The sequence below is a fragment of the Kistimonas asteriae genome (assembly GCF_018263925.1).
Taxonomy (GTDB): domain Bacteria; phylum Pseudomonadota; class Gammaproteobacteria; order Pseudomonadales; family Endozoicomonadaceae; genus Kistimonas; species Kistimonas asteriae.
The window spans coordinates 59,169-70,787 of record NZ_JAEVHF010000019.1; the positions used below are offsets into that span (position 1 = coordinate 59,169).

The following is an 11,619-nucleotide window of genomic DNA, read 5'->3' on the forward strand; positions in this document are numbered from 1 at the left end:
ATGACGTCCAGTTTTTCCCCTGCCTATTCCGCCTGAAAACGCTCTATATTCAGGCGATTTTTTGTCCTCATGGTTTCTTGTTTTGTCACATAGGTAAGGTATAAACAGAAATACCTGTATTCCGTTGTCTATTCAAAAAAGCTCAATGAAAGGTGTCAGTGATTAGCACGTGATAACAGGTTCGTTGCCAGAGAATGGGTCTTTCTGGCTAGTGCTTATCAAACAAACCACGGACGAACATAACAATGAAAAAGCCGATATATCGACTGGCCAGCTTGCTTGTAGCAGGTAGTCTTAGTGTCTCTGCCAGTGCACTGAATATCATGGTCACCAATGATGATGGTTACGAATCGCCTAACCTGCGCGCGCTGTATCATGCCCTGAAAGCAGATGGGCATGATGTGTTTATTTCCGCACCCGCAGATGAGCAGAGTGGCAAGGCGGCATCATTTAATTATTTTTATCCTGCACCCATCGAGCAGGATGCGAATGATCCGGATATTCATTTTGTTCACGGTACACCGATGATGGCGGTTCTGTATGGGCTGGATGTCGTGTCGAAAGCGCGTTGGGGCAGACAACCGGATCTGGTGTTATCTGGTATTAATTCTGGTCACAATGTCGGGATTATGAATCCAACATCAGGCACGGTAGGTGCGGCCGTGACTGCGATCCGACGGGGAATACCGGCGATGGCTTTGAGCGGCGACCATGGCAGCGACCGGGACGGTAGCTCTGCAGCGCTGGCCAGTCTGGTAATGCCGGTTATTGATGCCCTTGAGGATAATACCCCTGTACTGCCCAGCGGTTATGGCTTGAATATCAACCTGCCCAGTTTGAGGAAATTTGCCGCTGAAGAGGTCACGTATCAAATGACTACAGCGGGTAACTTCTCAGCCAATGTACCGGTTTTCGTGACCAATATGGCGCCCTACTCCGTGCCTGAATACGGCATCAACCTGCCACCCCTGCCTGGTGTTGTTTTCACGGATTATGACCGCAGTGGTGCACCACGGGATCGCAATCCCCGCTCTGAGGGCCGAAAGGTTGAAGAGGGTGTGATTGCGATCAGTCTGCTGGATGCCCGCTATGGCGCAACAACGTATGATTATTCTGCGGAAAAGGCGCGTTATTCAATACGCTCCAGTTTGACTGGTTTACTGGGCTCAGGTTGGCGTAATTGGAACCGGTAAATTGTTAGTGATTCCGTCTGTTAGCGCCTGATCTCGAGGAATAGGTCATGCTGCTGGCAGTAGCCAGCAGCCTATAGGCAAAAAAACATTAGACATTGGAATGCGTAAATACTGTTTTATCAATATAAATCAACCTTTTTGACATAGAAAAGAATATAAGGCTCAGTTTTTATTCTTGGAAATATCTTTTTTGTTGATTTTGTCCGCATAAAGTAACTATGAACTCTTTCTATTAGCAAGAGTCCAATATAAATAGAATTACAGAATTTTATTTATGGAGTGTCATTTATGGAAAGCGCTGCAGCCTCTCAGAATGTCGAGTTGAATAGTGTATCCGTCGATCATTTATCTACAGAATCTCCCGAAGAGGAAAGCTGTTTTTGCTGTTGGTGTGTCAAAATCTGTGAATGTATAAATTATTTAAGGAAATCTCTTCATGAATGGTGGATAAAACAAGCTCTCTACATTTGGTGGGTAGATAGATCCTATAAAAAGACGTTGAAAGCTTATAATGTCAGTCACGTTCTGGAGAAGACGGCAGGAGAAGATAATACTCTAGGTCAAGGAAACTTTGGTAAAGTTGAGCGCTATAAGATGACAACGGAAGATACATCCAAGGCAAAAGTGAAAAAACCTGTATATTCAACGAATGATAATGAAAATGAGGAACCTGTAAGTCATTATTATGCTCCTAAACTTCATCAACAGGAAATTGCATATAAAACAGTTGATGGATCAAAGGCACTTGCTGGTGTATTTAAAGAAGTGATGGGAAAAAGTGGTGTCAGTGAAGAGGCGAAATATTTTCATAGCCAAGAAAAGAAAGCTCTGGCTACACTTGATCATCCCAATATTATTAAGCCTGTGATTGTAGAGGGAGATACTTGGCAAGCAAAAAAAATGGCTGTTATTGCGGTCCAATCGCTTTCAGAGGAAGAAAAGCAAGACTTGGCGCTTTCAGATGAAGAAAAGAAAGCCCTGGCGGCGGCGATAGCGGAAAGTAAGGGCATCCCAAATGACGGTAACATTGATGTTAATATTGACTTTGAATTTGAATATGTTGAATCTGTTAAAACTAAACCTTCCGGTATTCCATTACCGCTAGCGGATTCGACACTCAAGGATAAAATGACAGCAGGAGGATTATCGACCAAGGAAAAAGATAATGTTGCACGAGCGATGATTAGAGCAGTTGCTTACACGCATCAACGTGGCTATGTGCATTTAGATATTAACCCGAACAATATACTCAAAAAAAATAATGACTGGCTATTGAGTGATTGGGGGTGTGCACATCATTATAGTGAAATGTATGAAGGAAGTATGGATTTTATACCTGTGTACGTTAATAATGGCCCTAGACTCTTTTTTGGAACACCTAACTATTTTTCACCACAGATGCATGCGAGGTTAAGTCTCAATACGTTAAGCGCATACCAAATACCCTCAGCGACAGAAGCTATAAAAACCGGTAATAGACAATACCCTCACTTCGAAACCGATGCTCGTGCTGTAGATGCCTATTCACTAGGAATTGTTCTATTTGAATTGTTGACGGGAGTAAATCCAACACCTAGTGATATAAAAGATAAACCCCTTCATAAAATTGGAGATATTTTTCAGCAGAATGTTAATCGACTTTTGAGGGAGCATAAAGAAAGTTTGGGAGGGTATTATGATATTGTGGCGTCGTTGTTACAATCAAAGTGCAGAGATCGAATGACTGTTCCCACAGCAGAGAGCAGGCTCAGCCAAGTACCTATACCACAATAGAGAGAAAAATATTATACGATTAATGCAATTTTTAATTTCAAGATCAATTGAATTGGTGAATTTGAGTTTTTTGGGGTCGAGGAGTTTTGTTGATGGTTTTGCTATTGATAAATACATATAGTTGATTTTGTTATGAATAAAACTACTGCTACAAAAGTCAATACTACTGCTCATACTAGCCAATCTGGTAATTCATCTGAAGTTGGTTTTAGGGATGAAGGCTATTTCTGTTGTCGTTTTGTCTGCATATGTGAGTGTATTGGTAATCTTATTAAACGTATTGGCGATTGGTTTAAAGAATACGCTGATGAACAAGCTAAATTAAGATCTTACAAGGTACTACGTAAAAAATATAATGTGGCGCATGTTCTTGAGGGCAATAAGACTAATAATATGCTTGGGGATGGAGAATATAGCAAAGTATTTCGTTACAATGCTGCAGTGATAAATAAAGATACGGCGGAAACACAGCCAATAGCATACAAGGTTAAGCTCACAAGTGAACCTCATTCTTGCAGCAAAGAGTTTCCTGCTGAAATAGTAGAGCAATGTGAAAGATCTCATAATAAAGAAAATAAAGCGCTTTCAGATTTGTCTCACCCTAATCTCATGAAGCGTTTACAGCTATCGAAGAATGAAAGTCAGGTGAAACAAATGACTCTCTTCTCTTTGGTTAGTGAATCTGCAGAAGAAGAGAGTGATTCGAATACTAAAGGCGACGACTTTGAGATGATTGAGAGTTTTGATGAGCAAGACCCTGGAATTCCTTTGCCCTTGATGGATTGTACGTTAGGGGATGCTGTTTCCAGGAGGGCTATCAATGAAAAAGATAAACATGTTTGTATGATACAAATAAGTTCTGCACTTGATTATATGCATCACAAAGGTTGGGCTCATCTCGATGTGAAACCTGAAAATGTCTTCAAGAAGGGCAATACATTTGTGTTGGGAGATTTTGGTAACGCCCACCACTATAAAGAAATGTATAAAGGTAAAAAGAAATATATGCCTGTTTTTAATAAAAAAACGGCTGAGATTTTTTATGGAACACTTGGGTATGTATCACCACAAATGTATACACGCTTTCTTTATTCTATTGATGATTTACCGTGTGATAAATTCAACTTCTTCTTGAAAGAGGGAGGATTGCCAGCCATTGATACAGATGCTCGTGCAGCAGATGCTTATTCTTTGGGGGCAACATTTTTTGAAATGCTGACAGGAGAACTGTTAAACCCTGATGAAAGGGACCTCAAAGCCTCGCAATGTACGTCAGATCAAATAAAAGAATTCTACAAAAGTGCCGTAAGTAAAAAATTGCAGAGTCAAAAGCATAGATTAGGGCAATATTACGGGGTGATTGAAGGGTTGGTTCAATTTGATACGCATCAGCGGCTCACGGTTTCTCAGGCCTATGGGAAGCTTAAGTTACTACCAGAACCACAGTTACGGTTTTGACTCAACGGTAAAGCCAGGGCGCTGACACCTCCAGTTGTCCACTCATGTGGCCATAGACAATCAGGGCGAGTATGATGGCTGAAAGGGTGACTCGGGTTGTCAGCGACCAGACCAGCCGTGGTGAACCGCTCCGGTCCTTGATCAGGAAGTAGAAGCCACTGGCCAGGCTACCGATGACAGCCAGCAGAAGAACAACAATAATCACTTTTAACCACATGTCGGCGGGCTCGCTGATCTCGACTCCAGAGACCAGCATAACAGGCCTGCGGCGGGAAGGCAGTATGCCGCCACCGACGCGCAGTGCAGATGATGTGGAACTTTAAAACGAAACTTGTCTTACTGATGCTGTTGCTGTTCCCTCTGCTCACGGGCCTGGGGTTCTGGCAGTTGAGCCGCTACCAGGAAAAGCTGGATCTGGAAGCGCAGTTATTATCGCGTCAGCAGTCAGCCCAGCATTCACCCGAAACCCTCCGAACACTGGATGATCCCCGCTTTTACCGTCTGCAGGCTGAGGGCCGTTACCTGGACGATCAGACCTTTCTGCTGGATAACCGAATTCACCGTGGGCGCTCCGGCTATCATGTGGTCACCCCGTTTATGACGCACGGTGGACAGTTGATGCTGGTCATTCGCGGCTGGCTGGCCGGTAGTCCGGATAAAACGCAGATACCCGCCATTCCTTCAACACAGGGCAATAATATCCTCGATGGCCTTGCCTGGCAGCCGGCTGGCAAGGCGTTTCTGCTGGGGGAGGATCACTGGTCAGACAGCTGGCCCAAAGTCATTCAGGCGCTAGATATCGAACGGATGAGTGAGGTATTGGAGGCTGTGCCTCAAGCCTGGTTCCTGGTGCTGGACGAACATCAACCCGGCAGCCTCACCCGTGACTTTCACCCGATCAACATGCAGCCTGGCAAGCACCTGGGATACGCCATTCAGTGGTTCCTGATGGCGCTGGTGCTGCTGGGCATTGGTGGTTATTACCTCAAAACGGCAGGACGCACAGATGACGAAGGAAACTGAACAGCCAATGATGTCCGATACAGTCCCTCAGCCGACCGGTAAGCGCGGGCGGTTACAGGCGCTGTTCATTCTGATGCTGCCGATCACGTTGATGATTTTGGCAACATGGATGTATTACTCCGGTGCATGGTTGCCGACAGGGCGTATCAATAATGGTGCCCTGATTATGCCGCCCGTGAACCTCAATACCATGGGGGTGCGTGATGAAGGGGGTAACCTGCTGAACGCTGAGGCTCTGGATGGCGAATGGGGCATGCTGGTGCTGGCCGGAAGCGGCTGTACAGAATCCTGCGCCAATGCCCTGTATCTCAGCCGCCAGGTGCATATTGCCCTGGGGCGCAATGCGACCCGTATGAATCGTTACCTGATCAGTGATGGACTGTCATTATCCGATGAGCAGCAACGTGAACATCCGGGCCTGAAAATCCTTAAAGCGGATTTGGCGGAGGTGAAAAAGCAGTTGCCTGAATCTGTCATGGGCGATAATCCTATCCTGCTGGTGGATCCACTCGGCAACATCATGATGCACTATGGCCCGGACCATACCGGCAAGCAAATGCTCAAGGATCTCGAAAAACTGTTGAAGGCCAGCAAGATTGGCTGAAGAATAGAAGAACTATGTCGTAAAGGCAGTCCGACATCCGTTACCCGCAAAAACAACTATAACAATCGGTGTAACTGCGAGGGATCCGCAGTCGAGACCAGGGAGAATGCCATATGACAGTAGCTCCACAGCAGCGTCGTCTGTTTATTTTATCGCTTGTCGCCACCTGTCTGTCCGTTGTCGTTGTTGGCCTGGGGGCCTGGACACGGCTGGTGCATGCAGGGCTCGGCTGCCCTGACTGGCCCGGTTGTTACGGCTTCCTGACTGTGCCCAATGAGGCGCACGAAATTGCTACCGCCCAGACGCGTTTTCCGGATGACCCAGTGGATATCTTCAAAGGCTGGGCGGAAATGATTCATCGCTATGTGGCTGGCACATTGCTGTTGCTGGTGGCCGCTATTGCGGTGTTTGCATGGCGCGCACGGAAACAATCCTCAGAACATCGTCTTCCATTGAAGCTGCCCCTGTTTATCCTGGGGCTGATCATCTGTCAGGCGCTGTTCGGTATGTGGACGGTGACTCTGAAGCTCTGGCCCCAGGTTGTCACCGCTCATTTGCTGGGAGGCTTTGCCACACTGAGCCTGCTGCTGCTTTTGACGTTGCGACTCAGTCCGCTTTCAGTGAAAACCTTATCAGGTCCGCCGGTGACCACATTGAAGCGGTTGGGTGGTGTTGCGCTGTTGGTGGTGATCTTTCAGGTCTTCCTGGGTGGGTGGACCAGTTCCAACTATGCGGCGCTGGCCTGTCCGGATTTTCCTACCTGCCATGGTGTCTGGCTACCAGAACTGGATTTTGCGGAGGGCTTTGACCTCGCGCAGTCTATTGGTCCCAATTACCTCGGAGGACAGATGGACAGTGCCGCCCGGACAGCCATTCATTTCGTGCATCGCATCGGTGCTGTTGCTACGACCGTGATTGTGCTGTTGATGATTGCTGCTGCGTTCTTATGGCTGCGCAGGACTCCCCGGAACGATAAAAGTCTGCCGTTGTTAACTGTCCTGGTCACCCTTGCGCTTGGTGTGCAGGTGGCGTTGGGTATCAGCAATATTCTGTTTTATCTGCCACTACCCGTTGCCGTAGCACACAACCTGGGCGGCGCGTTCCTGCTGGCAACCATTATTGCCTTTAATTACCGGCTTTCTGCAGTGAATCGAAATACCGTTGCGTAGTGAGAGGAAAATAAATACGACAAGAATTCTTACAAAAATGGCATGGAAGTGACTATAAAAAAGAGGATGTTATGACGACGACAAACAAACTTGAGCTGGCAGCCCAACCGGCTGGCTGGCGAGACTACCTGGAACTGTGCAAGCCCAAGGTTGTCGCACTGATGCTGCTGACGGCCGTGATCGGTATGTGCCTGGCAACGCCGGGCATGGTGCCGCTGGATATCCTGTTGTTTGGCAATATGGGGATTGGGTTGTGTGCAGCCTCTGCTGCGGTCATCAATCATATCGTTGATCGGCGGATTGACCTGTTGATGGCGCGAACCCGTAAGCGCCCGGTGGCGACTGGCAAGGTTGAGCCGGCCGTGGCGCTGACCTTTGCGTTGGTCATCGGTGTCTTGGGCATGGCTGTGCTCATTACAATGGTGAATGCGTTGACCGCTTGGCTGACACTGGCGTCCCTGGTGGGCTACGCGGTGATCTATACCTCCATACTCAAGCGCGCCACACCACAGAATATTGTGATTGGCGGTATTGCCGGCGCTGCCCCTCCCCTGCTGGGCTGGACAGCTGTCACAGGGACCTTCCAAGGCGATGCGCTGCTGCTGGTGCTGATTATCTTTGCCTGGACACCACCGCACTTCTGGGCGCTGGCTATTCACCGCAAAGACGAATACGCCAAGGCGGATATTCCGATGCTGCCGGTCACCCATGGTGAGCAGTACACCAAGCTGCATATCATGCTCTATACCATCGTGATGTTTCTGGTCAGCCTGATGCCTTTCCTGACCGGTATGAGCGGATTGATTTATCTGGCAGGCGCAACCGTCCTGGGATTACGTTTTATGTATTGGGCAACAGTCCTTTATCGCGGGACACGCAAGCATGCTGCCATCAAGACATTCCACTACTCCATCACCTATCTGATGCTACTGTTTGTGGTGTTGTTGGTGGATCACTATTTGCCGCTGTGAGGGTGCCATGACGAAATCAGTCCGAATGACAGTATTTGCTCTGCTGGCGGTGGTTGCGGTCATTCTGGGGCTGACATTCAATAAATTTACACAGTCCCCGCCGCTCGACAGGGAAAAGTTACGTGATGAGGGTGTTTTTATCTTTGAAACACCCCGCACCTTTTCCATGGCGCCACTGGTCAACCATGAGAATCAACCCTTCTCTGTGGATAACATGAAAGACCACTGGACGCTGCTCTACTTTGGCTTCACGTTCTGCCCGGATGTCTGCCCAACGACCCTGGCCAAATTAAATGAGCTGAGCCTGGAGCTCCAGGCACTGGACAGCGAGTTGGCCAGGCGTTTTAAAGTGGTTATGGTGACTGTGGATCCGCAGCGGGATAACCCGGAAAAGCTGGCGAAATATGTCCCATTCTTTAATCGGGATTTTGCCGGGGTAACGGGGGATATGTCGAATATCTACGAGCTGACCCGGCAGTTGAATGTCGCCTTCACACCGGTTGGGGATACAACACAAGACGACTACCTGGTGGAGCACAGCGCGAATGTGGTGCTGGTCAATCCAAAGGGGGATTACCATGGATTTATCCGTCCCCCTCTGTTGGCTGCCCAGCTGGCGAAGAGCCTGCAGTCGGTCGACCGTGGATTTTAGCTGTGGCCGTTAGCGGATTTCAGTCACAACCTGCTCTTTGGGAAATCTGACCTTGGGGGCTCTGGAGGGATGGTTGAAATCCCCTTCGGCATGATTACCGACAAGCCCTAAAACGACGCTGGTCAGCCCTCGAGATTTCAAGCCCATTAGTTCATCCAGCATTTCCGTGCTGAATCCTTCCATCGGGCAGACATCCAGATCAAGGATGGCGCTGGATAACAGGAACTGGCCAAAGGCCAGGTACACCTGCTGCTTGAGCCACTGGTTGCGCTCTTCCGAAGGCTTGCCAGAGACAAAGCTGGTCAGCATGTTAAGCCGCTCTTCGTCGATTTCCATACCGCGGACACCCGCCGTCAGTTCTTCAATGGCGTGAACGTCATTTTCATCAAATTGGGTTTTGGCGCAGAACACAAACAGGTGTGACGCGTCGCAGAACTTGGGCTTGTTGTTCTCCCAGGCGGATTCTGCCAGTCGCGCCCGTTCATCGGGATTGGAGATGACAAAGAAATGCCAGGGCTGGCTGTTGATGGACGACGGCGCCAGGCGCAACGTCTCGATCAAGGTCTGGATTTTCTGCTCGTCAGCCGGCCAGTCGGGGTCGAAGACCTTAGTGGTGTAGCGGTTTTCAAGGATCGTTTTCAGCGTATCGTTCATGGTGAAAATCCTGATCACAGTTAACGACGTTGCGGTGAAGCCAGCGTCAGCAGGAATAGCAGGGTACTGCAGACCACGACGGAAGGACCCGCCGGTGTATCCTGGAACCAGGACAGCGCCAGGCCGCCCAGTACCGCCAGCATGCCAAACAGACTGGCGCCGATGGCCATCTGTTCAGGCGTACGTGCCAGACGTTGGGCCGTGGCCGCAGGAATGATCAACATGGCGGTAATCAGCAGGACACCGACAATCTTCATGGCGACGGCAATGACCAGGGCAATCAGCACCATCAGTGCCAGCCGCACCTTGCGTACGGGGATGCCTTCGACCTCAGCCAGTTCCTCGTGAACCGTCATGGCGAGCAACGGCCGCCAGAGCCATAACAGCAGTGTCATGACCAGTGCCCCGCCACCATAGATCCAGAACAGATCCTCGGTACCGACAGCCAGCAAGTCACCAAACAGGTAAGCCATCAGGTCGATGCGAACATTATCCATGAAACTGACAGCTACCAGCCCCAGGCTGAGTGCGCTGTGCGCCAGTATACCCAGCAGGGTATCCGTCGCAATGAAACGTTTCTGTTGCAGGGCGACCAGGAACAGGGCCAGCACCACACAGCAGACCATGACGGCAATGTTCAGGTTGATATCCAACAGCAAGCCGAGGGCAACCCCGAACAGGGCAGAGTGAGACAGTGTATCGCCAAAATAGGCCATCCTTCGCCATACGACAAACGCCCCAAGAGGGCCGGCAACCAGGGCGACGCCCAGTCCGGCCAGCAGGGCGTTAAGCAGAAAATCCGGCATGTGTTTGCGTCCGTGTGTGTTCGGTGGTGGAAGCGTCCGTTGAGGATTCAGGAATGATTTCGCCGCAGGAAGCGTGCTGGTGGTCATGGTGGTGGCTGTAGACGGCCAGTTCTTCCGATTCCCCGCCAAAGAGTTTCAGATAGGCCGGGTGGCGGCTGACCTGTTGCGGGTGGCCGGAGCAGCAGACGTGACTGTTGAGGCAGATCACCCGGTCGGTGGCCGCCATGACCAGGTGCAGGTCGTGGGAGACCATCAGTACACCGCAGCCGGTTTCATCACGAAGCTGGCCAATAAGGTGGTACAGCTCTTTCTGGCCATTCACATCGACACCCTGTACCGGCTCGTCCAGTACCAGCAGATCGGGCTTACGTAACAGGGCGCGAGCCAGTAATACCCGCTGCATTTCGCCGCCTGAAAGGGTTTGCAGGGGACTTTCGCTGACATGGGGAACGCCAGTTTTGACCAGGGCCGCGCTGATGTTTTTTCGGTTGGCGCCGGCAAGGGCCAGAAACCGCTGGACTGACAGCGGCATGGAGGGCTCCACATGCAGCTTTTGTGGCATGTAGCCAATCGTAATGCCGGAGGTCAGGGTTCGCTGCCCGGTATCTGGCTTCAAAAGGCCGAGCACGACACGAACCAGGGTGGTTTTGCCGGCGCCATTGGGGCCGATCAGTGTCACGATTTCACCCCGGTTTAGGGTCAGGTCAATGGTTTCCAGCACGGTGCGGCCCTGGAAACAGACACTGGCGCTTTTCAGCTGCAGTAACGGGTTGTTCATTAATCCGGTTTCCGACAGTTGGGACACAGCCCGGTCAGTTCGACGCTGGAATGATTGACCAGGAAGCCGCTGGTATTGGCAGCCTGTGCGATGGCGGTGCTGATCACGGCGTTATCCAGCTCAACCGTATTACGGCATTTTTCACAGATCAGGAACGAACTCTCATGGGGCTGTTCAGGGTGGGGGCAGCCAATATAGGCATTCAGGGAGGCAATACGGTGAACCAGTCCCTGGGCCTGAAGGAAATCCAGTGCCCGGTATACGGTGGGCGGTGCAGCACTGCGTTCCAGTGTTTGGGACAGCATTGCCAGGATCTCGTACGCACCGACTGGCTTGTGGCTCTGCCAGACCAGTTCCAGCACCTGGCGACGGAGTAGTGTCAGGCGCGCACCTTGCCGTCGGCAAAGGGTCTCTGCCTGATCCAGTGCGCTGGCAATGCACTGGTCATGGTTGTGAGTACAGTAAGCAGTATCGTTCGTCTGCAAGGGAGGCGACCCATAAAAAACAAAAAACGATACATTATAACACTATTGAGCTA

Annotated in this window: 13 protein-coding genes; 8 read left to right on the plus strand and 5 right to left on the minus strand. The window is 50.1% G+C overall.

Going from position 1 to position 11,619, the window contains the following annotated elements:
* Nucleotides 1-245: 245 nt before the first annotated feature.
* The 3 genes from KHS78_RS18540 to KHS78_RS18550 all read left to right on the plus strand — a co-directional run bounded on the left by KHS78_RS18540 (nucleotide 246) and on the right by KHS78_RS18550 (nucleotide 4,424).
* Nucleotides 246-1,193 carry a 5'/3'-nucleotidase SurE gene (locus tag KHS78_RS18540; protein ID WP_211830157.1) on the plus strand — a complete coding sequence of 316 codons (948 nt, stop codon included), beginning with the start codon at nucleotides 246-248 and terminating at the stop codon, nucleotides 1,191-1,193.
* Between the two features lie 288 nt (nucleotides 1,194-1,481).
* Nucleotides 1,482-2,966: a protein kinase domain-containing protein gene (locus KHS78_RS18545; protein WP_211830158.1), complete on the plus strand. Its 1,485-nt coding sequence runs from the start codon at nucleotides 1,482-1,484 to the stop codon at nucleotides 2,964-2,966.
* A 132-nt stretch (nucleotides 2,967-3,098) separates the two neighbouring features.
* Nucleotides 3,099-4,424, plus strand: a complete 1,326-nt coding sequence (locus tag KHS78_RS18550) for a protein kinase domain-containing protein (RefSeq protein ID WP_211830159.1) — start codon at nucleotides 3,099-3,101, stop codon at nucleotides 4,422-4,424.
* Nucleotide 4,425: 1 nt separating this feature from the next.
* Here the strand turns inward: KHS78_RS18550 and KHS78_RS18555 are convergent, their stop codons facing one another.
* Nucleotides 4,426-4,680 (minus strand): twin transmembrane helix small protein, encoded by a 255-nt coding sequence (locus KHS78_RS18555; protein WP_246506670.1) that lies wholly within the window; start codon nucleotides 4,678-4,680, stop codon nucleotides 4,426-4,428.
* 50 nt (nucleotides 4,681-4,730) lie between these two features.
* Between KHS78_RS18555 and KHS78_RS18560 the strand changes: the two genes are divergently transcribed.
* From KHS78_RS18560 to KHS78_RS18580, 5 genes are all read left to right on the plus strand, one after another.
* Nucleotides 4,731-5,447 carry an SURF1 family protein gene (locus KHS78_RS18560; RefSeq protein WP_211830160.1) on the plus strand — a complete coding sequence of 239 codons (717 nt, stop codon included), beginning with the start codon at nucleotides 4,731-4,733 and terminating at the stop codon, nucleotides 5,445-5,447.
* Nucleotides 5,431-6,051 (plus strand): hypothetical protein, encoded by a 621-nt coding sequence (locus KHS78_RS18565; RefSeq protein WP_211830161.1) that lies wholly within the window; start codon nucleotides 5,431-5,433, stop codon nucleotides 6,049-6,051. Before KHS78_RS18560 ends, KHS78_RS18565 begins: the two co-directional genes overlap by 17 nt.
* Before the next feature lie 113 nt (nucleotides 6,052-6,164).
* Nucleotides 6,165-7,220 (plus strand): COX15/CtaA family protein, encoded by a 1,056-nt coding sequence (locus KHS78_RS18570; RefSeq protein WP_211830162.1) that lies wholly within the window; start codon nucleotides 6,165-6,167, stop codon nucleotides 7,218-7,220.
* 71 nt (nucleotides 7,221-7,291) lie between these two features.
* Complete coding sequence (gene cyoE, locus KHS78_RS18575; RefSeq protein WP_211830163.1) at nucleotides 7,292-8,191, plus strand: heme o synthase; 900 nt, start codon at nucleotides 7,292-7,294, stop codon at nucleotides 8,189-8,191.
* Nucleotides 8,192-8,198: 7 nt separating this feature from the next.
* Nucleotides 8,199-8,843: an SCO family protein gene (locus tag KHS78_RS18580; protein ID WP_211830165.1), complete on the plus strand. Its 645-nt coding sequence runs from the start codon at nucleotides 8,199-8,201 to the stop codon at nucleotides 8,841-8,843.
* Nucleotides 8,844-8,852: 9 nt separating this feature from the next.
* Here KHS78_RS18580 and KHS78_RS18585 read toward each other — a convergent pair whose 3' ends face one another.
* The 4 genes from KHS78_RS18585 to KHS78_RS18600 are packed head-to-tail and all read right to left on the minus strand — an operon-like array spanning nucleotide 8,853 to nucleotide 11,566.
* On the minus strand, nucleotides 8,853-9,497 hold the full coding sequence (locus tag KHS78_RS18585; RefSeq protein ID WP_211830167.1) for a nitroreductase family protein: 645 nt from the start codon (nucleotides 9,495-9,497) through the stop codon (nucleotides 8,853-8,855).
* 20 nt (nucleotides 9,498-9,517) lie between these two features.
* Nucleotides 9,518-10,303 (minus strand): zinc ABC transporter permease subunit ZnuB, encoded by a 786-nt coding sequence (gene znuB / locus KHS78_RS18590; RefSeq protein ID WP_211830169.1) that lies wholly within the window; start codon nucleotides 10,301-10,303, stop codon nucleotides 9,518-9,520.
* On the minus strand, nucleotides 10,284-11,081 hold the full coding sequence (gene znuC, locus KHS78_RS18595; RefSeq protein ID WP_211830170.1) for a zinc ABC transporter ATP-binding protein ZnuC: 798 nt from the start codon (nucleotides 11,079-11,081) through the stop codon (nucleotides 10,284-10,286). Before znuC ends, znuB begins: the two co-directional genes overlap by 20 nt.
* Nucleotides 11,081-11,566 (minus strand): Fur family transcriptional regulator, encoded by a 486-nt coding sequence (locus KHS78_RS18600; protein WP_211830172.1) that lies wholly within the window; start codon nucleotides 11,564-11,566, stop codon nucleotides 11,081-11,083. Before KHS78_RS18600 ends, znuC begins: the two co-directional genes overlap by 1 nt.
* Nucleotides 11,567-11,619: the final 53 nt, after the last annotated feature.

Coding starts and splice junctions, on each gene's coding strand:
- KHS78_RS18570 (WP_211830162.1), top strand. CDS start 6,165: ATGACAGTAGCTCCACAGCAGCGTCGTCTGTTTATTTTATCGCTTGTC.
- KHS78_RS18565 (WP_211830161.1), top strand. CDS start 5,431: ATGACGAAGGAAACTGAACAGCCAATGATGTCCGATACAGTCCCTCAG.
- KHS78_RS18545 (WP_211830158.1), top strand. CDS start 1,482: ATGGAAAGCGCTGCAGCCTCTCAGAATGTCGAGTTGAATAGTGTATCC.
- KHS78_RS18555 (WP_246506670.1), bottom strand. CDS start 4,680: ATGCTGGTCTCTGGAGTCGAGATCAGCGAGCCCGCCGACATGTGGTTA.
- KHS78_RS18540 (WP_211830157.1), top strand. CDS start 246: ATGAAAAAGCCGATATATCGACTGGCCAGCTTGCTTGTAGCAGGTAGT.
- KHS78_RS18550 (WP_211830159.1), top strand. CDS start 3,099: ATGAATAAAACTACTGCTACAAAAGTCAATACTACTGCTCATACTAGC.
- znuB (WP_211830169.1), bottom strand. CDS start 10,303: ATGCCGGATTTTCTGCTTAACGCCCTGCTGGCCGGACTGGGCGTCGCC.
- znuC (WP_211830170.1), bottom strand. CDS start 11,081: ATGAACAACCCGTTACTGCAGCTGAAAAGCGCCAGTGTCTGTTTCCAG.
- KHS78_RS18585 (WP_211830167.1), bottom strand. CDS start 9,497: ATGAACGATACGCTGAAAACGATCCTTGAAAACCGCTACACCACTAAG.
- KHS78_RS18580 (WP_211830165.1), top strand. CDS start 8,199: ATGACGAAATCAGTCCGAATGACAGTATTTGCTCTGCTGGCGGTGGTT.
- KHS78_RS18560 (WP_211830160.1), top strand. CDS start 4,731: ATGATGTGGAACTTTAAAACGAAACTTGTCTTACTGATGCTGTTGCTG.
- cyoE (WP_211830163.1), top strand. CDS start 7,292: ATGACGACGACAAACAAACTTGAGCTGGCAGCCCAACCGGCTGGCTGG.